23 protein-coding genes and 1 tRNA gene are annotated in these 26,817 nt (G+C 61.7%); 19 read left to right on the top strand and 5 right to left on the bottom strand.

Going from position 1 to position 26,817, the window contains the following annotated elements; genetic code table 11:
* Positions 1 to 138 precede the first annotated feature (138 nt).
* The 10 genes from WDB88_RS10635 to WDB88_RS10590 all read left to right on the top strand — a co-directional run bounded on the left by WDB88_RS10635 (position 139) and on the right by WDB88_RS10590 (position 9,400).
* On the top strand, positions 139 to 546 hold the full coding sequence (locus WDB88_RS10635) for a hypothetical protein (RefSeq protein ID WP_339107653.1): 408 nt from the start codon (positions 139 to 141) through the stop codon (positions 544 to 546).
* 116 nt (positions 547 to 662) lie between these two features.
* Positions 663 to 1,523 (top strand): hypothetical protein, encoded by an 861-nt coding sequence (locus tag WDB88_RS10630; RefSeq protein ID WP_339107652.1) that lies wholly within the window; start codon positions 663 to 665, stop codon positions 1,521 to 1,523.
* 287 nt (positions 1,524 to 1,810) lie between these two features.
* On the top strand, positions 1,811 to 3,061 hold the full coding sequence (locus WDB88_RS10625) for a Zn-dependent hydrolase (RefSeq protein WP_339107651.1): 1,251 nt from the start codon (positions 1,811 to 1,813) through the stop codon (positions 3,059 to 3,061).
* Between the two features lie 175 nt (positions 3,062 to 3,236).
* Positions 3,237 to 3,626 (top strand): tautomerase family protein, encoded by a 390-nt coding sequence (locus tag WDB88_RS10620; protein WP_339107650.1) that lies wholly within the window; start codon positions 3,237 to 3,239, stop codon positions 3,624 to 3,626.
* A 64-nt stretch (positions 3,627 to 3,690) separates the two neighbouring features.
* On the top strand, positions 3,691 to 5,145 hold the full coding sequence (hydA, locus tag WDB88_RS10615; protein ID WP_339107649.1) for a dihydropyrimidinase: 1,455 nt from the start codon (positions 3,691 to 3,693) through the stop codon (positions 5,143 to 5,145).
* A gap of 87 nt (positions 5,146 to 5,232) precedes the next feature.
* Complete coding sequence (locus tag WDB88_RS10610) at positions 5,233 to 6,012, top strand: ABC transporter ATP-binding protein (protein ID WP_339107648.1); 780 nt, start codon at positions 5,233 to 5,235, stop codon at positions 6,010 to 6,012.
* 84 nt (positions 6,013 to 6,096) lie between these two features.
* The gene (locus WDB88_RS10605; protein WP_339107647.1) at positions 6,097 to 6,960 is read left to right on the top strand and encodes an ABC transporter permease; all 864 of its coding nucleotides are present in this window, start codon (positions 6,097 to 6,099) and stop codon (positions 6,958 to 6,960) included.
* Positions 6,957 to 7,799, top strand: a complete 843-nt coding sequence (locus tag WDB88_RS10600; RefSeq protein WP_339107646.1) for an ABC transporter permease — start codon at positions 6,957 to 6,959, stop codon at positions 7,797 to 7,799. Before WDB88_RS10605 ends, WDB88_RS10600 begins: the two co-directional genes overlap by 4 nt.
* A gap of 44 nt (positions 7,800 to 7,843) precedes the next feature.
* Complete coding sequence (locus WDB88_RS10595; protein WP_339107645.1) at positions 7,844 to 8,827, top strand: ABC transporter substrate-binding protein; 984 nt, start codon at positions 7,844 to 7,846, stop codon at positions 8,825 to 8,827.
* A 117-nt stretch (positions 8,828 to 8,944) separates the two neighbouring features.
* Positions 8,945 to 9,400, top strand: a complete 456-nt coding sequence (locus WDB88_RS10590; protein WP_339107644.1) for a hypothetical protein — start codon at positions 8,945 to 8,947, stop codon at positions 9,398 to 9,400.
* A 5-nt stretch (positions 9,401 to 9,405) separates the two neighbouring features.
* Here the strand turns inward: WDB88_RS10590 and WDB88_RS10585 are convergent, their stop codons facing one another.
* Positions 9,406 to 10,644, bottom strand: coding sequence for a mechanosensitive ion channel domain-containing protein (locus WDB88_RS10585; RefSeq protein ID WP_339107643.1), 1,239 nt, complete (start codon positions 10,642 to 10,644; stop codon positions 9,406 to 9,408).
* Between the two features lie 163 nt (positions 10,645 to 10,807).
* Here WDB88_RS10585 and WDB88_RS10580 point away from each other — a divergent pair, with 163 nt between their 5' ends.
* The 6 genes from WDB88_RS10580 to WDB88_RS10555 all read left to right on the top strand — a co-directional run bounded on the left by WDB88_RS10580 (position 10,808) and on the right by WDB88_RS10555 (position 19,020).
* Complete coding sequence (locus WDB88_RS10580; RefSeq protein WP_339107642.1) at positions 10,808 to 12,142, top strand: short-chain fatty acyl-CoA regulator family protein; 1,335 nt, start codon at positions 10,808 to 10,810, stop codon at positions 12,140 to 12,142.
* 99 nt (positions 12,143 to 12,241) lie between these two features.
* Positions 12,242 to 12,655, top strand: coding sequence for a response regulator (locus tag WDB88_RS10575; protein ID WP_339107641.1), 414 nt, complete (start codon positions 12,242 to 12,244; stop codon positions 12,653 to 12,655).
* Positions 12,642 to 12,911, top strand: coding sequence for a hypothetical protein (locus WDB88_RS10570; RefSeq protein ID WP_339107640.1), 270 nt, complete (start codon positions 12,642 to 12,644; stop codon positions 12,909 to 12,911). The genes WDB88_RS10575 and WDB88_RS10570 overlap by 14 nt, the downstream gene beginning before the upstream one ends.
* 29 nt (positions 12,912 to 12,940) lie before the next feature.
* Positions 12,941 to 15,634 carry an ATP-binding protein gene (locus WDB88_RS10565; RefSeq protein ID WP_339109519.1) on the top strand — a complete coding sequence of 898 codons (2,694 nt, stop codon included), beginning with the start codon at positions 12,941 to 12,943 and terminating at the stop codon, positions 15,632 to 15,634.
* Between the two features lie 116 nt (positions 15,635 to 15,750).
* The gene (locus WDB88_RS10560) at positions 15,751 to 16,893 is read left to right on the top strand and encodes a FliM/FliN family flagellar motor switch protein (protein ID WP_339107639.1); all 1,143 of its coding nucleotides are present in this window, start codon (positions 15,751 to 15,753) and stop codon (positions 16,891 to 16,893) included.
* 192 nt (positions 16,894 to 17,085) lie between these two features.
* Positions 17,086 to 19,020: an enoyl-CoA hydratase-related protein gene (locus tag WDB88_RS10555; RefSeq protein ID WP_339107638.1), complete on the top strand. Its 1,935-nt coding sequence runs from the start codon at positions 17,086 to 17,088 to the stop codon at positions 19,018 to 19,020.
* 48 nt (positions 19,021 to 19,068) lie between these two features.
* Here the strand turns inward: WDB88_RS10555 and WDB88_RS10550 are convergent, their stop codons facing one another.
* Positions 19,069 to 19,284 (bottom strand): hypothetical protein, encoded by a 216-nt coding sequence (locus WDB88_RS10550; protein ID WP_339107637.1) that lies wholly within the window; start codon positions 19,282 to 19,284, stop codon positions 19,069 to 19,071.
* Positions 19,285 to 19,440: 156 nt separating this feature from the next.
* On the opposite strand from WDB88_RS10550, the gene WDB88_RS10545 reads away from it, so the two are divergent.
* Complete coding sequence (locus tag WDB88_RS10545) at positions 19,441 to 19,692, top strand: DUF2312 domain-containing protein (RefSeq protein ID WP_339107636.1); 252 nt, start codon at positions 19,441 to 19,443, stop codon at positions 19,690 to 19,692.
* 130 nt (positions 19,693 to 19,822) lie between these two features.
* Here WDB88_RS10545 and WDB88_RS10540 read toward each other — a convergent pair whose 3' ends face one another.
* A complete protein-coding gene (locus WDB88_RS10540; RefSeq protein ID WP_339107635.1) occupies positions 19,823 to 20,698 on the bottom strand; it encodes a hypothetical protein in 876 nt (291 codons plus the stop codon).
* Between the two features lie 118 nt (positions 20,699 to 20,816).
* Between WDB88_RS10540 and WDB88_RS10535 the strand changes: the two genes are divergently transcribed.
* Together WDB88_RS10535 and WDB88_RS10530 are read left to right on the top strand one after the other, a co-directional pair.
* On the top strand, positions 20,817 to 22,478 hold the full coding sequence (locus WDB88_RS10535) for an iron ABC transporter permease (RefSeq protein WP_339109518.1): 1,662 nt from the start codon (positions 20,817 to 20,819) through the stop codon (positions 22,476 to 22,478).
* Between the two features lie 51 nt (positions 22,479 to 22,529).
* A tRNA-Thr gene (locus WDB88_RS10530) sits at positions 22,530 to 22,605 on the top strand.
* 220 nt (positions 22,606 to 22,825) lie between these two features.
* Here the strand turns inward: WDB88_RS10530 and WDB88_RS10525 are convergent.
* Both WDB88_RS10525 and WDB88_RS10520 read right to left on the bottom strand, forming a co-directional pair.
* Entirely contained in the window at positions 22,826 to 23,548 is a 723-nt protein-coding gene (locus WDB88_RS10525) for a SprT family zinc-dependent metalloprotease (protein ID WP_339107634.1), read from the bottom strand.
* Positions 23,545 to 26,817, bottom strand: coding sequence for an HsdR family type I site-specific deoxyribonuclease (locus WDB88_RS10520; RefSeq protein ID WP_339107633.1), 3,273 nt, complete (start codon positions 26,815 to 26,817; stop codon positions 23,545 to 23,547). Before WDB88_RS10520 ends, WDB88_RS10525 begins: the two co-directional genes overlap by 4 nt.

The raw sequence follows: 26,817 nt of genomic DNA, 5'->3' as shown, positions 1-26,817 counted from the left end.
ATGGATCGTTTTTCGGGGTTCTTGCCCTCAATCGGTTGGTCGCCGTTGTTGATGCCGGCTTTGGCAAAATCCGCTCCGGCGACAACAGTCGAGGCGGCGGCTGCCTTGTCGTCGAGCAATAGCGGACAGGGGGCAAATGTGGACACGCAAAGCGGGTCCGGCACGGGAACGGGCACGGGTGTGGCACTGGCGCGGCAGGCGGAAAGCAGCACCGCCGAAACCGTATCGGCCAGCTATGTCGATAGCGAGATCCTGGCTCTGCCTGCGGGGCCAAGCCCTGCCTTCCGCGTCTCCTTGCTGGAACAACAGGCGGCGCGTGTGCGGGCCGGTGTCAGCAGCGCCGAGACGGTGACACCGGAACTGATGACCGAAGCCTATGCCAGTCTGACGCATGATCTGACGCAGACAGACACGGGCTGGGTTGCCGGTGGTACGGCCACGCAGGGCACCGCGCCGGAGGCGACGAATCAGGTGGCGGCGGTGCCGGAGACGGCGCCGCAAAGCGGTGCAGATGCGGAGATCGTGACGCTGGATATGACGCGTTGACAGGGTTAACTTTGATTTAAGGGCGTTTTGGCGTCGTGGAAGATCTTAAAAATTGCTTTTGAGGTCCGTGACGGTATGGTCGGGGAAGTTCCCTCCCTGCATCGATCCGTTCCGCCATGTCTTCTTTCGATTGTTCCACGCATGTCTACACAACCTCCTCCCATAAGAAGGGAGAGGTCGATCTGCATGTCGATCTGTATCGCCCGAAAGAGTCCTCCGGGCCGGTGCCGCTTGTCGTGTGGCTGCATGCGGGCGGATTTCGCACGGGAAGCCGTCAAAGCTGGACCCATGCCAAGATCGCCCAGATCTTTGTCGATGAGGGCTATGCCTTTGCCGCGCTGGATTACCGTCTGGCGCGCCCGCCAGCGGTTCTGTCTTGGCCAACCCAGCAGAAATTATCCGAGCTTCTGAACGATGGGGAAACCCATTGCCCGGGGCTGAACGAGTCTTTCCGTGGCCGTCGTCCGATGGCAGTGGTCGAGGATGTCTGCGCGTTCTTCGGCTGGATCACGGCGCGCGAGGCCGAGTTCGGCCTGTCGGGGGAATACCTGCTGGCAGGGGCCTCTGCCGGTGGGATTTCGGTGCTCAATACCCTGTTTCTGGCCGAGCATCTTGGCCGCACGCTGCCGCCGATCCGCGCCGCCTTCGTGCTATCGGGCGGATTTGCCTTCCCGAGTTTCATAGGTGCGACCCGCACCCCCATTCTGGCAATCCATAATCCGGCGGATGAGCGCGTCGATTTCTCGGCCATCATGCTGCTCAAGGAAAAGCGCCCCGAGCAGGTGGAACTGATTGTCGCGCACCGGCAAAAGCATGGCTTCCCGATGGTGATCCCCGAAGAGCCGATGGCGGCGGGGATTGGCCGTTTTATCACGTTCGACCGGCGGATGCAGAACGGCCTTCCGTTGCGCCGTATGCCGCTGATCCTTGATGCGCCCGGCACCTATGCGGCGGATTCGCTGATTGCCGTGTCCTGAGATCCGCTCGGGCGGGCGCCAACCCAGCAAAGCGGAGTTGCGTTAAGCGACTGGCTCGGCCCCGATTTTCCTGACCATTTTACTTGTCCCGCCCCGCCATCCGGAGCTTATGCGTAAAATTTAGGCGCAGGCTTCAGGTTTCTACGCTCCGGTTAGGGCGGACCCTGTCAGGCCCTTGACCCGTTTCGGCTTGGGGTGTCTCAATATTCTTGACCAGTTGGTCAGAAACGAATTCGTCACAAAGAGGACGCCCGCGAAGACGTTCCGGTGACAGGGAGTATTTGAATATGTCCGCACCCGGAGAAAACCTCCGCATCAATTCCGCACGCCTTTGGGATAGTCTTATGGAAATGGCCAAAATCGGGCCAGGGGTTGCAGGCGGAAATAACCGACAGACCCTGACCGATGAAGATGCCGAAGGGCGCGCGCTGTTCCAGAGCTGGTGCGAGGCGGCGGGCATGTCGATGGGCGTCGACAAGATGGGCACCATGTTTGCCACCCGCGCGGGCGAGGACCCCGAGGCGTTGCCCGTCTATATCGGCAGCCATCTTGATACCCAGCCCACGGGCGGCAAATATGACGGGGTGCTGGGGGTGCTGGCCGCGCTTGAGGTTGTGCGCACCTTGAACGACCTCAATATCAAGACCAGACATCCGATCGTGGTGACCAACTGGGCCAATGAGGAGGGCGCGCGTTTCGCCCCTGCCATGCTGGCCTCTGGGGTTTTCGCGGGCGAGATCGATCTGGATTACGCCTATGGCCGTCAGGATCTTGAGGGCAAGACCTATGGGGCCGAGCTTGAACGTATCGGCTGGAAGGGCGTCGAAGAGGTCGGCGCGCGCAAGATGCATGCCTATTACGAATATCATATCGAACAGGGGCCGATCCTTGAGGCCGCCGAGAAATCCATTGGCGTCGTGACCCATTGTCAGGGGCTGTGGTGGCTGGAATTCACGCTGACCGGCAAGGATGCGCATACCGGCTCTACGCCGATGGCGATGCGGGTGAATGCGGGTCTTGCCATGAGCCGGATTTTCGAGATGGTTCAGGACGTGGCCATGAAGAACCAGCCGGGAGCTGTGGGCGGTGTGGGGCAGGTGACCTTCACCCCGAACTCGCGCAATGTGCTGCCGGGCAAGGTGGTGTTTACCGTCGATATCCGCACGCCCGATCAGGCCAAGCTGGATGCGATGCGCGCCGAGATCGAGACCCGCGCCACTGGGATCTGTGCAGAGCTTGGTGTGGGCTGCGTCATTGATCCGGTGGGGCACTTTGATCCTGTGACCTTCGCGCCGGAGCTGGTGGCCAATGTCCGCACTGCCGCCGAGCGTCTGGGCTACAGCCATATGGATATCATCTCGGGGGCGGGCCATGACGCTTGCTGGGCGGCGAAAGTGGCGCCGACGACGATGATCATGTGCCCCTGTGTCGATGGTCTCTCGCATAACGAGGCCGAGGAAATCAGCCCCGAATGGGCGGCGGCGGGCTGTGATGTTCTGTGTCATGCCGTTCTGGAAACCGCGCAGATCGTGGGGTGATGTATTTTGCGGATAATTCGGTTCATGGAGGTATTACCTCAATGCATACCGGCATTTTCGCAAATCGAACCTTGCAACAAGGATGCTTGAAACATGGGCGTGATGGGTCAATTTCACTGTCAAGACGGCGCACCTTCTTTGGGAGTGCCGGATGCGACAATGAAGGAGATCACAGATGCCGCTTATCCAGTTTCATGTCATCGAAGGGCGCCCCGAGGCCGAGATCAAAGCGATGCTCGATGCCGGTCACGAGGCCGTTCTGGAGGCCTTCGCTGTGCCGCAGGACGACCGCTACCAGCTGGTGACCGAATACAAACCCGGTCGCATGGTGCTGCTGGATACGGGGCTGGGCTTTACCCGCGGCCCGAGCCCGATCCTTGTGCAGGTCTTCTCCTCGCCGCGCAGCGAAGAACAAAAACAGGCCTTCTACGACATTCTTTGCCGCAAGCTGGAAACAGCGATCGGTCTGGATCCGAAAGATCTGATGGTGTCGGTGATGTCCAACACACGCGCGGATTGGAGCTTCGGCTTCGGTCGCGCGCAATTCCTGACGGGCGAACTCTGATCTCTGTTGCGGCTTCGGGCGTAGCACAGATCTGCTGCGCCCCTGCCACAATAGGGAGACACCCATGACGAAAACGGTCATCAAGGGCGGCACGATTGTCACCGCCGATCTGACCTACAAGGCGGATGTTCTGGTCGAGGGCGGCCAGATCATCGAAATCGGGCCTGACCTTGCAGGCGACAAGGTTCTGGACGCCGAGGGCTGCTATGTGATGCCCGGCGGGATCGACCCGCATACCCATCTGGAAATGCCCTTCATGGGCACCTATTCCGCCGATGATTTTGACGCGGGGACAGCTGCGGCGGTCTCGGGCGGCACTACGATGGTGATCGATTTCGCCCTGCCCAATCCGGGCGAGAGCATGCTCGATGCGCTGAAGAAATGGGACAATAAGGCCGCCCGCGCGCATTGTGATTACAGCTTCCATATGGCGGTGACATGGTGGGGTGAGCAGGTCTTTGACGAGATGAAGACCATCACCGAGCGCGGCATCAATTCCTTCAAGCATTTCATGGCCTATAAGGGCAGCCTGATGGTCAATGATGACGAGCTTTTCGCCTCGTTCAAACGCTGCGCCGAGCTGGGCGCGCTGCCGATGGTCCATGCCGAGAATGGCGATGTGGTGGCCGAGATGTCGGCACGCCTTCTGGCCGAGGGCAATACCGGCCCCGAGGCCCATGCCTATTCCCGCCCGACGATTGTCGAGGGCGAGGCCACCAACCGCGCGATCATGATCGCCGATATGGCGGGCGTGCCGCTTTATGTGGTGCATACCTCCTGCGAGGAAAGCCATGAGGCGATCCGCCGTGCCAAGATGCTGGGCAAGCGCGTCTATGGCGAGCCGCTGATCCAGCATCTGGTGCTGGATGAGAGCGAGTATTTCGACAAGGATTGGGACCATTCGGCGCGGCGCGTGATGTCGCCGCCCTTCCGCAACAAGCAACATCAGGACAGTCTTTGGGCGGGTCTGGCTTCGGGGACGCTGTCTTGTGTGGCGACTGACCACTGCGCCTTCACGACCGAGCAGAAGCGCTATGGCGTGGGCGATTTCACCAAGATCCCCAATGGCACCGGCGGGCTTGAGGACCGGATGCCGATGCTCTGGACCTATGGGGTGAATACGGGCCGCATCACGATGAATGAGTTTGTCGCCGTGACCTCGACCAATATCGCCAAGATCATGAATATCTATCCCAAGAAGGGCGCGGTTCTGGTGGGCGCGGATGCCGATCTGGTGGTCTGGGACCCCGAGGCCAGCAAGGTGGTCTCCGCCAAGACGCAGGTGTCGTCGATCGATTACAACGTCTTCGAGGGCAAAGAGGTCAAGGGCCTGCCGCGCTATACGCTGTCGCGCGGGGTGGTTGCGGCAACCGAGGGCCGTGTCGAGGCGCCCGAGGGCCACGGGCAATTTGTCGCCCGCCCGCCGGGAACGGCGGTCTCGAAAGCGCTGTCGACATGGAAGGAACTGACCGCGCCGCGCCCTGTGGTACGCGCCGGTATTCCGGCCAGCGGCGTCTGAGACGTCAACTCTTGCGGGGTGCCCGCCTTCTGGGCATCCTCAACCCACAGAGCCCGGAAAACGGGTCATTAGGGAAAAACGGGGAAGATGAAGAAACCGATTATCAATGCCCGCGATGTCAATCTGGTGTTTGAAACCAATGACGGGCCGGTCCAGGCGCTGAAGGATGTGAACCTGTCCATCGAGCGCGGGGAGTTCGTGTCGTTTATCGGGCCTTCGGGCTGTGGCAAAACGACCTTTCTGCGCTGTATCGCGGCGCTCGAGACGCCCACAGGGGGCGCGTTGACCGTTAACGGGATTTCGCCCGATGAGGCGCGTAAGGCGCGAAGCTATGGCTATGTGTTTCAGGCGGCGGGTCTTTATCCGTGGCGGACGATTGCGGGAAATATCAAGCTGCCCTTGGAGATCATGGGCTATCCCAAGGCCGAGATGGATGCGCGGGTCGAGAAGGTTCTGGAGCTGGTGGACCTCAAGGGCTTTGGCCGGAAGTTTCCGTGGCAGCTGTCGGGCGGCATGCAGCAGCGCGCCTCTATCGCGCGGGCGTTGTCCTTTGATGCCGATATCCTCTTGATGGACGAGCCTTTCGGGGCGCTTGACGAGATCGTGCGGGACAAGCTGAACGAGGAGCTGTTGGCGCTTTGGGCGCGGACCGGCAAGACGATCGGTTTTGTGACCCATTCGATCCCAGAGGCGGTTTATCTTTCGACCAAGATTGTGGTGATGAGCCCGCGCCCTGGGCGGATCACCGATGTGATCGATAGCCCCTTGCCGAAGGAGCGTCCCTTGGAGATCCGCGATAGTCCAGAGTTTCTGGAGATTGCGCATCGGGTGCGTGAGGGGCTGCATGCGGGGCATGCCCATGTGTGAGTCTGTTTGGATAGGAAGGGGGGCGCTGCCCCCCAAACCCCCCGGGATATTTAGGGCAGCTGGAACTGTGATCGGGGGGGACTCATGACGCGGGTTGGTCCGGTATTGGTTGTGGTTTGTGCCATTATCGCGGTCTGGTATGGCGCGACGGTCTGGCTGAACAGTGCCTGGGTTTATGATCAGGCGGCGCGTTCGGGGCAGGCGGTTGGATTTTGGGATATGGTTGGTCAGACGATGGCGCTGGACAGGCCCGTATTGCCTGCGCCGCATCAGGTTGTGATGGGGCTTTGGGACGGTGTGACGGGGCAGAAGGTGACGTCGAAGCGGTCTTTGGTCTATCATGGCTGGATTACGCTGGAGGCCACGGGGCTCGGGTTTATCATCGGGACCGTGGCGGGGCTGTTGCTGGCCGTGGCGCTGGTGCATAACAAGGCGCTGGATATGAGTTTCATGCCTTGGGCGATTGCAAGCCAGACGATCCCCGTGCTGGCGATTGCGCCGATGGTGATTGTGGTTCTGGCCTCGCTGGGGGTGAAGGGGCTTTTGCCGAAGGCGCTGATTGCGGCCTATCTGAGTTTCTTCCCTGTCTTGGTGGGGATGGTGAAGGGTTTGCGCGCACCTGATGCGATGCAGATTGATCTGTTGCGCACCTATGGCGCGCCGAAGGCGGCGATTTTCTGGAAGCTGCGGTTGCCGTCCTCGATGGCCTATTTCTTTGCCTCGCTGAAGGTCGGGGTGGCGGCGGCTTTGGTGGGCACCATTGTGGCCGAATTGCCCGCAGGGGCTGTGGCGGGGCTTGGTGCGCGTCTGTTGCAGGGCAGCTATTACGGGCAGACGGTCCAGATCTGGGCGGCACTGATTGCGGCAGCCTGTCTGGCAGCGGTGCTGGTGGGGCTGGTGGGCCTGATCGAGGCGGTCGTGTTGAAACGGATGGGGTTGGTAAGATGAGCTTTCTGATCTTTGCGATCCTGTTCTGGGCCGTGGCCTTCTGGATGAATGCAACCATCGCGGCACGTTGGTCCGAGACAGGATGGGCGCGCTATTTTGTGCCTGCGCTCTTTGGCGTGACGCTTCTGGTGCTGTGGGAGGGGATCGTGCGCGGCTTTGCGGTGCCACAGGTGATCCTGCCTGCGCCAAGCCAGATTGCGATGCGCTTTGCGGCCTCGACCGGTGTGCTTTGGGTCGATTTCCGCCAGACCATTCTGAAGGGGGCGCTTTCGGGCTATGTGATGGGCTGTGCTGCGGCCTTTGTGATGGCGGTGCTGGTGGACCGTTCGGCCTTTCTGGAACGGGGGCTGATGCCGGTGGGGAACTTCCTTGCCGCGCTGCCTATCGTGGGGATCGCGCCGATTTTCGTCATGTGGTTCGGCTTTGACTGGCAGTCGAAGGCGGCGGTGGTGATTGTCACCGTGTTCTTTCCGGTGCTGGTCAATATGGTCGCGGGGTTGAAGGCCACCGATCCGCTGCAGCGCGATCTGATGCGCACCTATTCGGCCAGCTATCTGCAGACGCTAATAAAAATGCGCCTGCCTGCGGCTTTGCCCTTCCTGTTCAACGGGCTGAAGATTGCCACCACTCTGGCGTTGATCGGGGCGATTGTTGCTGAATTTTTCGGCTCTCCGACGCGGGGGATGGGGTTTCGGATCTCGACCGCGGTGGGGCAACTCGACATGGCACTGGTTTGGTCTGAAATTACGGTAGCGGCGTTGGCTGGTACCGGATTCTACGGGCTGATTGCGCTGGCCGAAAAAGTGCTGACCTTCTGGCATCCGTCTCAAAGGGGATGAGGCGGGCCAAGAGACGGCAAGATAAAAACCAACAGGAGAGTAAGATGAAGAACTGGATGATGGGCGCGGCGCTGGCGGCTTTGGCGACGGCAAGCCCTGCCTTTGCGGCGGATGTGACGCTGCAGCTGAAATGGGTCACGCAGGCGCAGTTTGCAGGCTATTACGTGGCGAAGGACAAAGGGTTTTACGAGGATGAGGGCATCGATGTGGATATCCTGCCCGGTGGTCCCGATATCTCGCCCACGCAGGTGATGGCCGGTGGTGGGGCCGATGTGACGGTGGACTGGATGCCCTCGGCCTTGGCCGCGCGCGAGAAAGGGCTGCCGCTTGTGAATATCGCGCAGCCGTTCAAATCCTCGGGCATGATGCTGACCTGCCTGAAGGAAAGCGGCATCAAGAGCCCCGAGGATTTCAAGGGCAAGACGCTGGGCGTGTGGTTTGGCGGCAATGAATACCCGTTTTTGAGCTGGATGAGCACCTTGGGCATCCCCACAGATGGCTCCCCCGAGGGGGTGACGGTGCTCAAGCAGGGCTTCAATGTCGATCCGCTTTTGCAAAAGCAGGCCTCCTGCATTTCGACCATGACCTATAATGAATACTGGCAGATCATCGAGGCGGGGATTTCCCCTGATGATCTGGTGACGTTCAAATACGAGGACGAGGGTGTGGCGACGCTTGAGGACGGTCTTTACGTCATGCAGGACAAGCTGGAAGATCCGGACTTCAAGGCGAAGATGGTCAAATTTGTCCGTGCGTCGATGAAGGGCTGGAAATGGGCCGAGGAAAACCCCGATGAGGCCGCCGAGATCGTGCTGGACAACGATATGACCGGGGCGCAGACCGAAGAGCACCAGAAGCGCATGATGGAAGAGGTCGCCAAGCTGACGGCAGGGTCCAATGGCGCGCTGGATCCGGCAGATTACCAGCGCACCGTGAAGGTGCTGATGAATGGCGGCTCGGATCCGGTGATCACCAAAGAGCCGGAAGGCGCCTATACGCTGGAGATTACCGACGAGGCGCTGAAGTAAGCCTTTGGCATGACGGGGAGGGCGCGCGGGCAGAGGATCGCGCGCCCTTCCGGTTTTAATCGAAATTTCACCGCCCTCTGGCAGTCTGCATGTGGACGAGGCCCAGAGGAGGGCGGTATGAGTAAAGCGACAGTACATAAAGAGATCGTCAAGGAAGACGGGCTGCCGGCATGGGTGAAATGGGGCCTGTTTCCGGTCATGATCGGCGGCTTTGGCTGGGCGTTCTTTGCGGTGTCCCAAAGCCAGTTTGCGGCCCCTGCGTCATTTCTGTTCAACACACCCACGCAAGAGGTCGAGGCGGCCTATTGCATGGTCGTCGCCGAAGAGATCCATCCCAATCTGGTGCCGCCCGGCTCGTATATCAGCGAGGCGCGCAATTTCTGGATGGAGCGGTTGCGCAAGATCGCGGGGCCGACAATGGGCGAGGCGCTTCTCAAGGCGCGGGTTCAGCTGACGCGCGATATCGAACAGGTCACGAAACCCAACCCGAAACGCGAATGGCTGGAATTTACGGTCAGCGAATGCAGCCATAAGGCCACAAGCTACGGTATGCGTTTCCGCGAATTCCAGTAACGTCGCTATCCAAGCGGCCCGCGGGTCTGGCCCTGTGCTCCGGCATCTGTCTCGGGCAGCGCGCGCCCGGGCCCGGGTTCGGTGTTCAGCATGGCTTCGGCGCGGGTCTTGGGCAGGGCCGAGGGAATTTCGCGCTGGATATAGTCGATCAGCCCCTCGCGCATCTCGCAGCGCAGATCGAAGACGCGTGGCGCGGTGCGGGCCGATACCAGAACGCGCACCTCCATCACCCGTTCACGGAAATCGGTGACCTGCATCGCATAGACCTTGCCATCCCAGAGCCGGTTGTCCTCGGCGATTTTCTGGCCCGCCTTGCGCAGATCGGCAATCGGGGCGGAATGGTCGAGATAGAACATACAGGTGCCGATCAGTTCGGCATTCTCGCGGGTCCAGTTCTGGAAGGGTTGCTCGATGAAATAGCTCAGCGGCACCACAAGCCGGCGCCAGTCCCAGAGTTTGAGCACGACATAGGTCGAAGTGATTTCCTCGACCCATCCCCATTCCCCCTCCACGATCAGCGCATCATCGATACGGATCGGCTGGGTCAGGGCAAGCTGGATACCGGCAATCAGGTTTTTGAGGATGGGTTGCAGGGCAAGGCCCACCACAATCCCCGCAGCTCCACCCGCCGCCAGCAGCGAGACCCCATATTGGCGCACGGCAGGCACCGTCATCAGGGCGGCGGCGACCGCCAGAACCACGATGGCAACATTTGCCACACGGAGCAGGATGCGCGCCTGCGTCACATGCTTGCGCGCCAGAAGATTGTCTTCGGCATCCAGCTTGAAACGGCGCATATGCAGCGTCGTCCAGATGTAGAGCGCGGTATGCGCGATCCATGCCAGACAGAGGATGAAGGCAATCAGCAGCAGGTGACTGATCAGCCGCGCCGCTCCCTCGGACAGGGGCGCGACGCTGATCCCTATGCCAAGCGCCAGCACGATCATCAGAAGACGCAGCGGTCGGGTAGAGCGCCCGACCAGCGAACGCCAGAACAGATCACGGTTGCGCACCATCCGGTCCAGCATGCTGCGCACCACCCGATGCAGCGCCAATGCCAGCAGCAGGCACATCGCCAGCACCAGCGTTGAAACCGCCCAATCCGGCAGGTAGCGGCTGGCATGATCCACCGCCGTGCTGACCGCATCATTCACCGCGGTTTCAAGGTCCTGCAACCCTTCCGGCAGGGTCTCATGCGCCCCTTCGAGGGTCTGTCCGGTATCGGGGGTGGTCTGGGAGGCCATCTTTGTCTCCGATCTCTTACGCGCCCTCTTATGCTGCGTTGCGGCGCGAAGAAGTCAAGCCGAGCCGTCCCGATCTGCGGCATTTTGCTTTCGTGATGGGATGTTTCGCGCTATCCCTTTGACAGGACTGTCTGATTGGCGGCTTTTGGGCGAGAGGACTGGCATGGTGCGCGCGGCGCTTACCGGCACCCGCATCCGCGAAAGACGGATGGCGATGGGCATGCGGCAGGCAGAGCTTGCCAATCGTATCGGCATGTCCGCGGCCTATATCAACCTGATCGAACATAACCGGCGTCGGGTGGCCGATAGCCTGCTGGAGCAGATTGCCGCCGCGTTGGAGGTCGATCCGATGGCGCTGGCCGAAGGGGCCGAGGGCGTCTTGTTCGATAATCTGCGCGAGGCGGCGGCGCAGGCGCCTGCCGATATCGCCACGCAGATCGAGAGCGACCGGATCGAGGAATTCGTCAGCCGTTTTCCGGGCTGGGCCGCGCTTCTGTCCGAGCGCCAGCGGCAGGTCGGGGCGCTGAACCGGCTGGTGGAGCAGCTCTCCGAACGGCTGTCGGAGGACCCGTTTCTGCTGGATGGTCTGCACGAGGTCATCTCGGCGGTGACCAGTCTGCGCTCGACGGCGGCGATCCTCACCGACGAGCCGCAGATCGAACCGGAATGGCAGGCGCGGTTCTTGCAGACGATTTCGGGGGAAAGCCTGCGTCTGTCGGGGGCGGCAGAGGCGCTGGTGGGCTATCTGGATGCACAAAGCGGGGCGGATCTCGGGCAGTCCGGCCCGTTCGAGCAGATGGAGGCATGGCTGCGCGATCAGGGTTGGTCGGTGGCCGAGCTGGAGGCCAATCCCCGTGCCAGGGTGGCCGATATTGTCCAGAATGCGCCCGAGCTTGCCTCGGATGCGGCCCGTGCTTTGGTGCGCGACTGGCTGGAGCGGATGCGCAATGATATCCGCGCCTTTCCGATGGCACGGCTGGAAGAGGGGCTCGCGCGGTTCGGAATGTCTCCGGGCGAGATCGCGGCGGCCTATCAGTTGCCCGCCGATCTGGTTCTGCGCCGTCTGGCGCAACTGCCAGCGGGGCATCCGGTGCTGCCCGATCTGGGGCTGGTGATCTGCGATGCTTCGGGGGCGGTGATTTTCCGCAGGCCGTGCAGCGGCTTTGCCCTGCCGCGTTACGGGGCGGGATGTGCCTTGTGGCCGATCTATGATGCGCTGCGCCAGCCGATGCAGCCGTTGCGCCATGATGTGGAAATTGCCGGTCGGGTCAGCCAGAGCTTTACCACCTATGCGATTTCCGTGCCGCAGGTGGTGGGGGCCGGCTTTGGTCAGCCGGTTGCGGTGCAGGCCTATATGCTGATCGTGCCGCTGGATCCGGCCGCGCTGTTGCAGCCGCGCAGGCCGATTGGCGTGACCTGCCGGATCTGCCCGCGCAGTGCCTGCAGCGCGCGGCGCGAGCCCTCGATTCTGGGGGCGGTGCGCGCCGAGCTGGGATAGGCTCCGCTTTAAGACCAATCGGCAGCAAGATCTTGAGCGCGGAATTTGACACAACCCCTCCGGCAAGAGATAGTCGAGACGGGAGAAGGAGAGACGGGCATGCCGCAAGACCATGTTCTTCTGATCGAGGATGAACCGAATATTGTCGAGGCGCTGCGCTTTATCTTGTCGCGGCGTGGTTTTGTTGTGTCGAGTGAATCCGATGGGGCAAAGGCGTTGGGGGCCATAGAGACCACCCGACCCGATGCCGTGATTCTGGATATGATGCTGCCCGGCCTGTCGGGGCTGGAGATCCTGACGCAGATGCGCGCACATCCGGCCTTGCGGGCGATCCCCGTGCTGATGCTGACCGCGCGCGGGCAGGCGCGTGACCGTGCCGCGGCAGATCAGGCGGGCGCGACGGCCTTTCTGGCCAAGCCCTTCGCCAATGCCGATCTGGTCGCGGCGCTGGATGGTATGCTGGCCGCGTGTCGCGCGCCTGCGGCGCAGGGGGTGCGTCATGGCACCGGCTAGAGCGCCGCTTTTTCTGGCTAGGCGGTCCTACCGGCTGCGGCGGGTAATGGATGCGCTGCGCCTGCTTCCGCTGTTCGGGCTGATCCTGTTTGTGTTGCCCGCGATGTTTGTGGTGGAGCCGTCGCAGGTGGCGCGGTTCGGGCTGTATATCTTTGCGGTCTGGGGGGCGGTGATTGCCGTGACGGCCTATCTGTCGCGCAGGCTCGACCGGGCGCTGGATCCCGGCGAACCGCTGGCCGAAATTTGCGATGACTGAGCGATCGAATGACTGAAACACCCGTCGGTATGACGTTCGACAGCCTGATCCTTGTCTGCCTGCTTTATGTCGTCTTGCTGTTCGGCGTGGCCTTCTGGGCCGAGGGGCGCGCGCGTTCGGGGCGGATGCGGGTCTTGCAAAGCCCGTGGGTCTATACGCTGTCCTTGTCGATCTACTGCACGGCATGGACTTTTTACGGCGCCGTCGGCTATGCGGCCCGTTCGGGGCTGGAATTCGTGACGATCTATCTGGGGCCGAGCCTTGTCTTCTGTGGATGGTGGTGGTTCTTGCGCAAGCTTGTGCGGGTAGGGCGGGCCCAAAGGGCCACCTCTGTCGCAGACCTGATCTCGGCCCGCTACGGAAAATCCAACAGTCTGGGCGTGGTGCTGACGCTTCTGGCAGTGCTGGCAGCCACCCCCTATATCGCGTTGCAGTTGCAATCGGTGACCGAAAGCCTGAGCGCCTTCGCGACCCCCGGTTTTACGCCCCCCGCGGAAGGGGCCCAGCAGAACTGGGCCCTTTGGATCGCCGTCGGGCTGGCCGCGTTTGCGATTTTGTTTGGGACGCGCAATCTGGATGCCAACGAGCGCCATCATGGCGTGGTCATGGCCGTGGCGCTTGAGGCGGTGGTCAAGCTGGTGGCGGTTCTGGCGGTCGGCAGCTTCGTGGTCTGGGGGCTGGGCGGCGGCTGGGGGGCGGTGATGGACCGTATCGACCATTTCGCCACGCAGGACTGGGTGCCCCAACCCGGGCGTTTCATGGGGCTGACACTGCTTTCGGCGGCGGCGATCCTGACGCTGCCGCGCATGTTTCAGGTTCTGGTGGTCGAGAATGTCGAAGAGCGTCATCTGGCCATCGCCTCCTGGGCCTTTCCGGCCTATCTGGCGCTGATCAGCGTGTTCGTGCTGCCGATTGCGGTGATCGGGCTGGAGCTTCTGCCCGAGGGCGCCAATCCCGATCTTTTCGTGCTGACCCTGCCGCTGTCGCAGCATCACGACTGGCTGGCTTTGCTGGCCTTTCTAGGGGGCTTCTCCTCGGCCACATCGATGGTGATCGTTGCGGCTATCGCCTTGGCGACCATGATCTCGAACCAGATCGTCACGCCGCTCTGGCTGGCTTTATGGCCGTCGCATAACAGTAATCTGCGCCATGTGGTGCTGATGTCGCGGCGCTTCTCCATCGCCTTGGTGCTGGCGCTGGGCTATGGCTATTACCGGCTGTCAGGGCAGGGGGCGCTGGCCGAGATCGGGCTGATCGCTTTTGTTGGGGCCGCGCAGACCCTACCGGCGTTGCTGGGCGGGCTGTACTGGCGCGGTGGCACCCATCACGGGGCGATGGGCGGGGTGCTGCTGGGCGGCGGGATCTGGATCTATACGCTGTTTCTGCCCTCGCTGGGGATCGACGGGTTGATGTCGCCGCAGATGCTGGCGGAAGGGCCGTGGGGGATCGGCTGGCTGCGTCCGGAGGCCCTTTTCGGGCTCAGCGGGATGGACCCGCTGCTGCATGCGCTGTTCTGGTCGTTGTTTGCCAATGTGACAGCCTATATCGGCCTGTCGCTTCGGGCCTTTCCGCCGCCGCTCGAACGGCTGCAGGGGGTGGCGTTCGTCAATATCTATGACGAGGGGCCGGGGCCGCGGGGCTGGCATATGGCGGTGGCCGAATCCGAGGATTACCTGTCGACGGCGCAGCGTATTCTGGGGGCGCAGACCGCGCAGAAGTTCTTCCAGAGCGAGGCGGCGCGGCAGGGCAAAACCGGCTGGCTGCCGGACCCGACCCCCGATTTTCTGGCCGCTCTCGAACGGAAATTTGCCGGTTCTGTCGGCTCGGCCACCGCCCATGCGATGCTGGCGCAACTGTCGGGCGGGCGGGTGATCTCGGTCGGGGATCTTATCAATATGGCCAGCGAAGCCGCTGATATGAAAGAGCATTCCTCCCAGCTTGAGGCAAAGTCCGAAGAGCTTGCACAGGTGGCACGTCAGTTGCGGCTGGCCAATGAGAAGCTGACGCAGATCTCGGTGCAAAAGGATGCGTTTCTGGGCCAAATCAGCCACGAACTGCGCACGCCGATGACCTCGATCCGCGCCTTTTCAGAGATCCTGATGGAGCCGGACCTGCCCGACGAGATGCGTCAGAGCTATGCCAAGATCATCCTTGAGGAAGCGCGCCGCCTGACCCGGCTGCTTGACGATCTTCTGGATCTTTCCGTGTTGGAGCATCGCAAGGTGCAGTTGCATATCGGCCTGAGCAATCTGCATGAGCTGCTCAATCGGGCGGTGCAGTCCGCCGCCCATAGCGGCACTGCGGCGCAGTGCCGTATCGAGCGAGATTTCCCCAATGAACATGTGGCATTGTTTACCGATGGGGACAGGCTGGTGCAGGTTTTTATTAACCTTATCACCAATGCCCAGAAATACTGCGATGCGGAGAAACCCGTGCTGCGAATCGAGGTGCAACGGCAGGATGATCAGGCGCAGATCGATTTCGTCGATAATGGTGCAGGTATCCCGAAGTCGGCTCAGGATTTAATCTTTGAGAAATTTTCAAGGCTTACAGATATGTCTAGGGCAGGCGGAGCGGGGCTTGGTCTTGCCATCTGTCGGGAGATTCTCACCAATCTCGGGGGACGTATTGATTATCTGCCGGGTCAGGGAGGGGCGGCATTTCGTGTTTTGATACCGCTGCGGCGCGGAAAAATGGTTCACGAGGGCGCGGAAGAGACGTAAATCGGGACAGGATTAAATGTTTTGTAAACCCTGATCTGCGAGTCTGACGGAAGCGACCCTCAGTCGGGTACAAATGGGATATTATGGTGGATCAGAAGCCTTCGACAATCTTGCGTATGAAGACCGATGCAGCCAAGGCGGCGGCGTCGGGCGGTCCGGTCTCGCCCGAGCGTGCGATCCGCCATGTCTTCGCGAAAGTCGCACAGGATACATTGGGGCTGCCGCTTCAGGTGCTGGATGTGCATCAGTCTCAGGTCTCCTTGACCGAACTGATGGAGTCTTTCCCCGAACAGCCGATGCTCTGCGTGATCGAGGGGCCGAAAGACGCTTTTGGGGTTGTGGCGTTGCCGCCAATCACCTTTTCCTCCCTGATCGAGGTGCAGACGATGGGGGTGCTCTCGCGCATCCAGCCCGCGCCGCGCAGGCCGACGCGCGTGGATGCCTCTATGGTGCAGGGGGTGCTCGATTCGCTTCTGGCGGGGCTGGAGGACGCGCTGGCGGAAAGCGATGACATCATCTGGGCTGGCGGGTTCCGCTATCTGTCCTTCTTCGATGATCCGCGCCCGCTTTCGCTGATCCTCGAGGAAATCACCTATCGCATGTTCCGCATCACGATGCAGATCGGCAGCGCGATGGACCGCGAGGTCTCGCTGCTTTGGGCCGTGCCCGCGCGCGGACGCGGGGAGCGTGTTCTGCCGCAAAGCGATGCCGATAACCGCGCTCCCGAGGCAGAGGCGCTGTGGGCGCAGCAGATGGAAAGCACCGTTATGAGCACCCGCGCCGAACTGACGGCGGTACTGCATCGCTGGAGCATGCCGCTTTCGGGGGTGATGAATTTCAAACCGGGGGTCGAGATTCCGATCCCGCGCGAGGCGCTCGAGAAGCTGCGTGTCGAGGGGGTGGATGGCCGCCGGATGGGGATGGCCAAGCTGGGCCAGCATAGCGGACGCCGCGCTTTGCGACTGACCGCCAGCGAAGCCGAAAGCGCGGAAATCAACGAACTGGACGAGATGCAGACCCGCCCCGATCTGGGCGCTATGGCCATTGGCAACACGCCCTTTGGCGAAGAGGGGACCAGCGGCGACGGATTTCCGGCAATGAGTGGCTTCGACATGGGCGGGGAGGCCGATGCTGGCGGCTTTCCGGCGATGGATATGGGCGGTCTGGGCGGTGATGATGCCGCGGAAGGCGGCTTCCCCGCGATGGATTTCAGCGCCTTCGAAGAGGATGACGCCCAACGCACCGGAACGGGTGGCTAGGCCCGCCCGCCGGGCAGGGCTTTGCATGATTTTCACCAAATTCCCCCCGTGCGACTTGCGAGACGCCTATGGCTTGCCGTAAGCGGTGAGAAGGCGGGCCTGCGCGGGCCTGCCATGTGCAGTTTAGCGGGGCGGGGTCGTATGGTCAGGCGGATCAGGGTTCAGCGATGTGATGGGGTCACTTTTCTGACTTTGCCGGAGACAGGCGGTGAAGGCTTCGATGCGGTGCTGCGCCGCTCTTTGGGGGGCGCGATCGGCCTGTGCCGACAGGAGGCCGACCTGCGGGGCGTTGTGATCCGCGCGACCGGCGCATGGCCTTGCGCCGACACTCCCGAAACGGATTTCGCCGATGAGGCCGAGACCCCGTCGATGACGGCGCTTGCGCAGAGCCTGTCCGATCTGCCCTGTCCGGTGGTTGTCGTGCTTGAGGGGCGCATCCGCGCGGGGGCTTTTGCTCTGGCACAGGCGGCACGTCTGCGTCTGGCGCTAGAGACCGCCAGCTTCGATCCGGTCGAGCCGAGCCTTGGCTATCTTCCGGCAGGGGGGAGCCTGATCCGCTTCCTACGCCGGAGCGGGCCGCGCAAACTTCTGTCTTTCCTGAAGGCCGGGCGTGCGCTTTCGGCGGCGCAGGCGGTCGAGCTGGGGGGCTGCGATGCGGTCGTTCCGACAGATGCGCTGGATATGTCCGCTCTGGCTGATACCTTGCAGCAGGCCTTTGCCGAAGAGGGGCTGGTGCCCGATCCGGAAGGGGCCAGCCGCGAGACCGGACGCTATTTCACCGAACTCGATGCGCTGCGCGACACGCTTGAGGCCGGGCCGCAGCACGCGGTCTGGGAAAAGGCGCTGAGCATTGCCGAGGCGGCGGTTCTGCTGCCCTTCCCCGAGGCGTTGGATTTCGAGGCGGTGGCGCATAGCGATCTGCTGTCTTCGCCTGCCTCGCGGGCGCTCCGCCATCTGCGCGCGTCCGCGGCGCGGGTGCATGCGCAGGAGGTGGAGCCGGTGGGGGCGGGCGAGATCGGCGCAAGGACCTTTGCCGTCTGGAACCCGCCCGAGGGTCTGGTCTATGCGCTGGCCGGTGCCGGTCATCGGGTGATCTGGGCCGAGGCACAACAGGACCGTTTGGAGGCAGGGCTGTCGGGGCTGGCGCGGGCGCAGGAAGCGGCCGTGCTGTTGGGCCGGATGAGCGCGGCAGAGCGCGACGCCGCATGGGATCGTGTCAGCGCCACGACCGACGCGGCGCAGGCCTTTGCCAAGGCCGATATCATCCTTGCCGACTCTGCGCCGCAAGAGCGCGCCGAGATCGTCGGGGCGCTACAGGCGGTCTCGGCGGCGGCGCTGGTGGCAACGAACCAGCCCGAGGCCGCCATCCGGATCGAACGCTATGGCCGCCATGTCGAAGTGCATGGCAAAGCGGTCGAGGATGTCTATTTTCTGGCCGCGATCCTGCGGGCAGGCGGCGATCTGGCGATCGGCCTGCCGGGGCTGGATCCGGGGCTGGTCGCGCGTCTTCAGGCTGCGCTATGGGCTGCGGCGGAACAGTCCGTGCTTTCGGGGGCGACGCCGGTACAGGTGGATCAGGCCTGTCAGGCCTTCGGCTTGCAGCCTCCCTTCCAGCAGATCGACCGGCTTGGCGTCGAGACCGTGGCGCATTGTCTGCGTCGTGCCGGTTTCGTGCCCGGCCCGCTTCTGACCTATCTTCTGGTCGAGGGCTATGGGGGGATCCGCAAAGGGCGCGGCGTCTATCTTTACAGTGACGGGGTGGCGCGGCCCGACCCGCTCGAGCCTGCGCTGCTGGACGCATTGCGTGCCGAGGCGGACCGTGTGGCACGTCCGCTGGATGCCGAGCGGATTGTCGAGCGGATCTGGCTGGCAATGGCGGCAGAGGGGGCGAAGCTTTTGCAGCTGGGGGCGGTGGACCGGCCCGGTGATCTTGATCTGAGCGCCGTGCACGGGCTGGGCTTCCCGCGCCACGAGGGCGGGCCGATGTTCATGGCCGACCAGCGCGGTCTGCTGGCCTGCCGCGAACAACTGGCGCAGCTTGCCGCAGGGGGCGCGCCGGAGCCTGTTACGCTGTGGGATGTGCTGATCCGTAACGGGCGCAGCTTCGGGGATCTTGATCGCGCCTGAGCGCTCACGCCCCCGACGCGCCTCTGTCGCGGTCTGGGGGGCGCCCGTCTAGCGCAGGAAGATCCCGACGACGACCATCATCAGCCCGATCACCGACACGAAAAGCGCGGCCAGATTGACCGCCACGATGCGTTGCAGCCTGAGCCGCATTTCGTCTTCGGAAAGACCCGCGCGTTTGGCTTTGGCGACGGTCAGAATGCACCATGCAAGGCCCGCCAGCCCCAATACGGAAATGATCGCGCCGGTCCAGATGAGGAATTGCATCGCGCTGCCCTTTTCAAAGAATTGCTGTTATGCCTGCGCTTAGCGATTTCGCGCCAATGTGACAAGCATTCAGGCGGTTCGTGCCCCCCGAGAGTGCTTGCTCCGCAGGCGCGGCTGGCTTAGGGAACAGGGCAAGACGAATAAGAGGAACATGTCATGCCCAATGATGCCGCCTATCAGGTAACCGCCGACGAGCTGCGCCAGTTCATCGAGCAGTTCGAAAGTCTCGAAGCCGAGAAAAAGGATATTGCCGAGCAGCAGAAGGACATCATGTCCGAAGCCAAAGCGCGCGGCTACGATACCAAGGTGATCAAGAAGATCATCGCCCTGCGCAAGCGCGACAAGAACGATGTCGCGGAAGAAGAGGCGATCATGGATATCTACAAGCAGGCGCTGGGGATGGAATGATCCCCGCCAGCTATGGCGCCCTGAAAAGGCCTCTCCTTGCGGGGGGCCTTTTGTCTATGTGGGCAATCGGAGCCTTCTGTCGCGTCAGTCCCCCGCTTCCGGCGTGGCCTGACGGCGGCCCGAACCGTGGTCAGGGCGCGAGGAAGGTGACATTCGGCATGGCGGCAATGGCGTCGATATCGGCCTCGTAGAGGGCGGTGACCTCGTCGATCAGGGCCTCGTCCCAGCCGGGGAGGGCCACATCCATTTCCAGCTCGTCCGGCTTGGCGAATTTGTCGAGAAAGGCCATCGTGATCTTGCGCCGTTGCTCGACGGTTTTGGGCGGGTTGTTGAGAATGTAATCGGCATAGCGGCGGAAGCCGCCCTCGGTCATGATCGTCTTCAGGATCATCTGTTCGCCGTTAAGTGTGACATCCCCGCTGATGCCGCTCAGGCTATGCAGGATTTCCGGCCAGATCAGCGGCGCGTCCTCATTGCACCAGACCACGATCTTATGGCCCTGTGCGGCCTCGACCATCCGTTCGAGGACAGGCCGCCAGCGCAGATCCCGGGGGTCGACCCCCTGCATGAGATCGTCATAGCTGCGCTCGGGCAGGCGCGTGGCCAAAGCGGGGATCAGGGTGGCGGGGTTGATCAGTGCCAGATGGAATTCGATCTCGGCATCGGGGAAGATATTGGCCAATGGCTCCAGCTTGCCCGGAACCATCGTATAGAAGCCCTTATCGGTGACCACACGCTCGGGAATGCACATGAAATATTCATGGCTGAAGATGATGCGGTTGATCTCTTCCTTATCGGTCACCGCAGCCAGCACGGCATCGGCGGTCTCGGGATCGGCTTCCCCGCCCTTCAGCGCCAGAAGCGTGTCGCGCAGCACCATCCGGTAACGGCGCGGATGCGGGACAATCACCCCGTTCTCGTCCAGCACGCGCGGGTTTCTTGCCAGACAGCGCACCAGACTATCCTCGTCGGTTGCATGGGCGCCAAGATGGAAGACAACCTGCATGTTTTTTCTCCGCTCTCATTATGGGGTTAGATTAAAGGAGCTTTGCTTTACAGGCAAACGGCTTTCGGTCTATGCGGGAAGGGTGTTCCTGATGGATAAACTCGGAATTGGGCAGGATATGGGCAAGCTAAAGGCGCATCTCGAACGGGGCAGGGCGGCAGGTACGGCGGGCTGGTCGGCGGTGGCTGTGCTGTTTGCCCTGCTGATCCTTGCGCCGATCGGGGCGGTGGGCTGGCTTGCCGCGCATCCGGTGGAAAATATCTGGCCGCATCTTCTGGCCACGACCCTGCCGCGCTATCTTGCGAATTCGGCCATTCTGACGGGCGGCGTTGGCGTGCTGACTGCGGTGGTGGGGACGGGGGCCGCTTGGCTGGTGGCGATGTACCGCTTTCCGGGGCATCGCTGGCTGGAATGGGCGCTGCTGTTTCCGCTGGCCATTCCGGCCTATGTGACAGCCTATGCGCTGGTGGATTTTCTGGACTATTCCGGTCCGCTGCAGACGCTGGCCCGCGGGGTTTTCGGCTGGCAGGGGGCGCAGGCCTACTGGTTTCCGCAAGTGCGCTCGCGTTGGGCGGCGGTCATCGTGCTGGCGGCAAGTTTCTATCCCTATGCCTATCTTCTGGCGCGCAATGCCTTCCGCGAGCAATCCGGTGCCAGCTACGAGGTGGCCCGCGCCTTGGGGGCGGGGCCTTGGGCGCTGTTCTGGCGGGTGGGGCTGCCGCTGGCGCGTCCGGCCATTGTTGCGGGCGCGGCGATTGCCATGATGGAGACGGTCGCCGATTTCGGTGTCGTGGACTATTTCGGCGTGCAGACCCTGACCACGGGGATCTTTACCACATGGCTCGAGGCCGGAAATGCCGGAGGCGCGGCGCAGATCGCGCTGGTTATTCTTGCGGTGATCTTTGCTCTTTTTGCGGCCGAAACGCTAGGGCGCAGACGGTCGCGCTATTACCAGTCGGCGCGGCAGAGCCGCCCCGTGACGCCGGTCTCCCTGCATGGGGCGGCGGGATGGCTGGCCTTCGGGCTGTGCTGCATTCCTTTTGCGGCGGGGTTCGTTCTGCCGGTTCTGGTGATCGGCGGCCATGCGCTGGCCAATCCCGAGGCCTGGGCCGGATCGGGATTGCTGCTTGCGGTCTGGCATAGTCTGCTGACGGGGGGGCTGGCCTCTGTCATCTGTGTGCTGGCGGCTCTGGTGATGGTCTACGGGATGCGCCTGTCGGGGCAGGGACTGCCGCGTCTGGTCATTCCGTTGACGGCACTTGGGTACGCCGCGCCGGGCGCGGTGCTGGCGGTGGGGATCTTGATACCTCTGGCGGCGCTTGATAACTGGCAGGCCGATACGATCTGGGCGCTGACCGGCCATGATCCGGGGCTGATCCTGACCGGAACGGGCATGGCGATCATTCTGGCCTATGTGGTGCGGTTCTTTGCCATCGCGCAGGCCTCGACCGATGCCGCTTTCGGGCGGGTGGCCCCGTCCTTGCCAATGGCCGCCCGCTCGCTGGGGCGGTCCTTGGGGCAGGTTCTGTGCACGGTCTATCTGCCGTTGATGCGTGGATCTGTCGGCTCGGCGCTGCTTCTGGTCTTTGTCGAATGCGTGAAAGAACTGCCTGCGACATTGCTGCTGCGGCCTTTCAATTACGAGACGCTGGCAACGCGGGTGCACGAAAAAGCGAGCCTCGAAAACCTTGGCGATGCCGCGCCGCCCGCCCTTCTGGTGATGGCGGTCGGATTGCTGGCGGTGGTGGTTCTGGCCAAAGCCAATCTTTCGAGACGTTAAGTGCCGCAAGGACTTGCCAGCGCCCGAACAAGTTTGTATCTGAACGGGAGTGCCTCCATAGCTCAGTTGGTAGAGCTGCGATTTTGTAAGTCGAGGGTCGGGAGTTCGAGTCTCTCTGGGGGCACCAAAATTTGCTTAAAAATCTACATAACTCAATGACTTAATGGGGTCACCTCGGATCTGGTCCACCTTTTGGCCCACCTATTGTTTTTTGGTCTGGCAGCGTTAAAATCTAGTGTGAATGGATCGTCTAAACTTCTCATAGATCGCCAGACTGTCCTTTCTTAAGACGTGATTCTAGGTCGTCAGCGCCTAGTCTCCCATGGGCCGCCCCACTTGCACGCCTGTTACTCCGCCATCAACCGCTCGACATCGGCATCAAGCCGCTGCTTCTTACGTTCCCAGTCGGGGTCGGCGGCGCTCAGTGTTGCCCAGAATTCGGGGCCGTGGTTGTGGTGCTTGAGGTGGACCAGCTCGTGCAGGATGACGTAATCGATGCATTCCTGCGGCGCCTTGATGAGATGCGGGTTTAGGACGATCTCGCCATGCGACGCACAGCTTCCCCAGCGCTTTTCCATCTCCTGCATGCGGAACGGCGGGCGGGCGCTGATCCATGAGAGCCTCTGCTCCCAGAACGCCAACCTGCGATCAAAGTAATCGCGGCCCTTTACCCGATACCACGCGCGGACGCTGGCCCGAACGATTGCGGGCGCGCCGGTGCGACAGGTGACCTCGAGCCGGTTGCCGCGCAGCTTGACCGGCTGACGGCCCTCGGTATCCCTGATGACCTTCAGCACATAGCGGCGCCCGAGATAGAGGATTTCCTCGCCGGACACATACTCTTTCTGGCGCACATGTTGAAAACGGCTTCTGGCTTCTTCCACCTGTGTGAAGATCCAGCGGGCGCGCTTCTGTACGGCGTTGCGGATGTCGGCTTGCTCGGCGGCCTCCGGCGCATCGACCAGAACGCGCCCATCCGGCTCGACATGGATCGCGATCTTGGCGCTCCGCGCGCCATCGGAGCGTACGGAATATTCAAGCCGCTGCCCGCCATAGCTGACGTAATTCATCCCTCGGAGCCCTTCGTCCGGCCCGCCCGCACCACAAGGATGATCTTCTCGATCAGCGCTTTGGCGGCATCGAGCCCCTCTAGCAGCTTGAAATAGCGCGGCAGAAGCTGCTTGCGGATTTCACCCTCGATATTGCCGGGATTGATCGAATGCGTCTGTACGGCCTCCTCGACCGCCCTGTCGATATGGAATGCCTCATCGATAAGCTGGTCTTCGCTGAGGCCGGAGGGCATTTCCTCGCCCTGTAGGCGCAAGAGGCCAAAGTAGCTCTGGGCTTTGGGATGGCCTGCAAAGCGATCCGGCACCCCTGGCGTCCGGCGTTCATCCATCTGGGCCTGCAGATCCTTGAAGAGGATATATTGCTGGTCCGGATGGTCGAACAGCGCTTCGGCCTGTCTGATCGCGTCGCGCAGAAGCTCCGAGAACACCTTGCGCGCATAAGGATCGTCGATCAGATCCTGTTCGATCGTCTTCTTCATGCGGGTTTTGATGAGGTCAGCTTCGGTGCGGGTCTTCTCGGGCGACCAGCTTTCCGGATCGTCATTGCCCAGAGAGCCAATGCTGATCACCCCCGGTGGATCGACGATATTCTGGCCGATGACCTGCTTATCGACCATGTTCCGGATCTGGCGTTCATATTCGGTGAAGTCGACCGTCTCCTGCGCATCGAGCTTTGCCTGTGCGCGCAAATCGCTGAAGAACTTCAGATCCTTCTTATAGGCTTTCACAAGGGCCTCGTCGAAGGCGCTGTCTTCAAAGAAGCTTCGCGACGACAGGGCAAGCTGCAGACACATCCCGAATTCGGTCAGCGCATCATAGAAATCCTCGCGCAGTTTCTGGGTGTCATCGACCATATGCCCGCTATCATCCTCGCTTAGGCGCGGGGTCAGAAGCTGGCGATACTGTTCCCAGTCATGTTTGTTCTTCACAGGGCTGAACAGAGCCCACAAGGCATCATGCAAGGCTGGCAGCCGCTTGTATTCGGTCGAGACATTGCTGACAGTCCCTGCCAGATCGTCGATCTCGTAGCCCGCCTGTGTCTGTGCGGCGAGATCCTGATAGTCCTGTATCGAGGTATCAAGCTCGGCCAGAATGCCGCGGTAATCCACCAGAAGGCCGAATTTCTTCGCATCATGCAGGCGGTTCACACGGGCAATAGCCTGAAGCAGGTTATGACCCCTGAGATGCTTGTCGATATAGAGGACGGCGTTCCGTGGCTCGTCAAACCCCGTTAGTAGCTTATCGACGACGATCAGAATGTCCGGATCGCCATCGGTTCCGAAATCCTCGATGATCCCGTCCTCATAGGTCTTTGGATCATTGCCAACATTGGCTTTCCACCATGCTTGCACCTCCGGCGTCTTTGCCTCATCGGTATCCTCATGGCCTTCGCGGCTATCCGGGGCCGAAATGACCACGGCGCTACTGACCAGCCCTGTGGCATCAAGGGCCGCCTTATATCGGATGGCAGAGAGCTTCGAATCCGTAGCGAGCTGCCCCTTCAGACCCAGATTGAGCGCTTTGAAATTCTCGCTGAAATGCTCGGCGATGTCCCAGGCGATCAGATCGATCCGATTGGCCGCTCCATAGATACTGCCGCGCGTCGAGAATTTCTTCTTGAGGTCGGATTTCTGGCTGTCCGTCAGCCCCTTGGTGATCTTGTCGAACCAGTTATCGATTGCGGCCTCGTTGATATCGACGACGGGCCTGCGCTCTTCATAGACCAGAGGCGTGACGGCACCATCTTCCACGGCCCGCTGCATCGTATAGGCGTGGAGGATCGGCCCGAATTTGTTGTGCGTCTTGTCTTCTTTCAACAAGGGCGTCCCCGTGAAGGCGATGAAGGCCGCATTCGGAAGGGCCATGCGCATCCGTTCATGGTTCTCGCCGCCTTGGCTACGGTGCCCCTCATCCACCAGAACAATCAGTTGATCGGACGCATTGTGGCATTCCGGCAGTTTGGTCGCGGAATTGAACTTCTGAAGAAGCGTGAAGATGATGCGCTCATTTCCCTGACCGATCCGCTGCGCCAGATCCCGACCGGATTGCACCTTCGCCTTCTCGCCATCCTTCTTGGTGGCAATCTCCGAGCCGAACGCGCCACCCGTCAGGAATGTCCCAGCCAGTTGCTTTTCCAGATCGACGCGGTCGGTCACGATGATGATCCGCGCATTCGCCAGCTCAGGCTCCACCAGAAGCGCCTTGGTCAGAAAGACCATCAGATTGGACTTGCCGGACCCTGTCGTGTGCCAGATGACCCCGCCTTGACGGCTGCCATCGGGCTTCTTGCGCGTCACCTGCCGGATGATGGCCTTCGCGCCCTCGACCTGCTGATAGCGGGCAGCGATCTTGCCAAGCTTCTTGTCGAAGAAGGTGAAACGCCGGGTGAAATCGATCAGGCGATCAGGCCGCAAAAGACCGATGATCAGCCGATCCTGCTCTGTCACGGCCACAGTGGCCGCGTGAAGCCGCAGGTAGGCAGTCCTTGCACTGGTAGGGCGATCGGCAAACAGGGCGTCCTGTTGGCTCTGTGAAAGTCTCTGGTTGCGTACGGCGCCAAGCTCGCCTTCCGATAGCCCTTCTTCCCGCCAGAGCGACCAGAACTTCTTTTTCGTTCCAGCCGTGCCATAGCGCCCGTCCGAGCCGGAGATGGAAAGCAGGAGCTGGGCATAAGCGTAAAGATCCTGAATGCCATCCCCTTGCTGGTTACGCAGATGCTGGCTGATCCCTTCCTCAACCATGGCCTTTTCCTTGGTGGCCGAAACCGGACGCTTCGCCTCCAGCACGGCCAAGGGGACACCATTCACAAAGACCACGATATCGGGGCGGTAGCTGCCAAGGCCCGCAGGCCGCTGCACGCTGAACTCCTCGGTCACATGGAACACATTCGCATCAATATCCGCCCAGTCGATCAGCGGGACCGTCTTGCTGGTCTTTTCGCCCTCCACAAATTCCGTGACGGTGATGCCTTGGGTGACATGCGCGGTCATTGCCTTGTTCGCGGGGATTACCCCTTCGGTCATCCCCGTCGAAGACAGTGTCTTGATCACTTCGTCGATCCCGCCTTCGGATAGCGGGTGAAGTTTGCCGCGATGCTCGAAACGATGCGCTTTCAGCCGCTCGCGCAAAACGGTTTTCAGCAATACGGCCTGATCCGATCCGCGCATCGCCAAAGCCTGCGCGGGGCTGAGATAGCGGTAGCCCATCGCCATCAGTACATGTAGCGCGGGAATCTTGGCGGCGGCTTCTTCGCGGGTGTCGGGAGACAT

Source organism: Thioclava sp. GXIMD4216 (assembly GCF_037949285.1).
GTDB classification, from domain to species: Bacteria; Pseudomonadota; Alphaproteobacteria; order Rhodobacterales; family Rhodobacteraceae; genus Thioclava; species Thioclava litoralis.
The sequence above is the reverse complement of the archived record's forward strand: the minus strand, read 5'-3'. Positions and strand labels throughout refer to the sequence as shown.

Bases quoted from the DNA above. Each gene is read 5' to 3' on its own strand.
- WDB88_RS10630 (WP_339107652.1), top strand. From the start codon at position 663: ATGTCTTCTTTCGATTGTTCCACGCATGTCTACACAACCTCCTCCCAT.
- WDB88_RS10625 (WP_339107651.1), top strand. From the start codon at position 1,811: ATGTCCGCACCCGGAGAAAACCTCCGCATCAATTCCGCACGCCTTTGG.
- WDB88_RS10620 (WP_339107650.1), top strand. From the start codon at position 3,237: ATGCCGCTTATCCAGTTTCATGTCATCGAAGGGCGCCCCGAGGCCGAG.
- hydA (WP_339107649.1), top strand. From the start codon at position 3,691: ATGACGAAAACGGTCATCAAGGGCGGCACGATTGTCACCGCCGATCTG.
- WDB88_RS10610 (WP_339107648.1), top strand. From the start codon at position 5,233: ATGAAGAAACCGATTATCAATGCCCGCGATGTCAATCTGGTGTTTGAA.
- WDB88_RS10605 (WP_339107647.1), top strand. From the start codon at position 6,097: ATGACGCGGGTTGGTCCGGTATTGGTTGTGGTTTGTGCCATTATCGCG.
- WDB88_RS10600 (WP_339107646.1), top strand. From the start codon at position 6,957: ATGAGCTTTCTGATCTTTGCGATCCTGTTCTGGGCCGTGGCCTTCTGG.
- WDB88_RS10595 (WP_339107645.1), top strand. From the start codon at position 7,844: ATGAAGAACTGGATGATGGGCGCGGCGCTGGCGGCTTTGGCGACGGCA.
- WDB88_RS10590 (WP_339107644.1), top strand. From the start codon at position 8,945: ATGAGTAAAGCGACAGTACATAAAGAGATCGTCAAGGAAGACGGGCTG.
- WDB88_RS10585 (WP_339107643.1), bottom strand. From the start codon at position 10,644: ATGGCCTCCCAGACCACCCCCGATACCGGACAGACCCTCGAAGGGGCG.
- WDB88_RS10580 (WP_339107642.1), top strand. From the start codon at position 10,808: ATGGTGCGCGCGGCGCTTACCGGCACCCGCATCCGCGAAAGACGGATG.
- WDB88_RS10575 (WP_339107641.1), top strand. From the start codon at position 12,242: ATGCCGCAAGACCATGTTCTTCTGATCGAGGATGAACCGAATATTGTC.
- WDB88_RS10570 (WP_339107640.1), top strand. From the start codon at position 12,642: ATGGCACCGGCTAGAGCGCCGCTTTTTCTGGCTAGGCGGTCCTACCGG.
- WDB88_RS10565 (WP_339109519.1), top strand. From the start codon at position 12,941: ATGACGTTCGACAGCCTGATCCTTGTCTGCCTGCTTTATGTCGTCTTG.
- WDB88_RS10560 (WP_339107639.1), top strand. From the start codon at position 15,751: ATGAAGACCGATGCAGCCAAGGCGGCGGCGTCGGGCGGTCCGGTCTCG.
- WDB88_RS10550 (WP_339107637.1), bottom strand. From the start codon at position 19,284: ATGCAATTCCTCATCTGGACCGGCGCGATCATTTCCGTATTGGGGCTG.
- WDB88_RS10545 (WP_339107636.1), top strand. From the start codon at position 19,441: ATGCCCAATGATGCCGCCTATCAGGTAACCGCCGACGAGCTGCGCCAG.
- WDB88_RS10540 (WP_339107635.1), bottom strand. From the start codon at position 20,698: ATGCAGGTTGTCTTCCATCTTGGCGCCCATGCAACCGACGAGGATAGT.
- WDB88_RS10535 (WP_339109518.1), top strand. From the start codon at position 20,817: ATGGGCAAGCTAAAGGCGCATCTCGAACGGGGCAGGGCGGCAGGTACG.
- WDB88_RS10525 (WP_339107634.1), bottom strand. From the start codon at position 23,548: ATGAATTACGTCAGCTATGGCGGGCAGCGGCTTGAATATTCCGTACGC.
- WDB88_RS10520 (WP_339107633.1), bottom strand. From the start codon at position 26,817: ATGTCTCCCGACACCCGCGAAGAAGCCGCCGCCAAGATTCCCGCGCTA.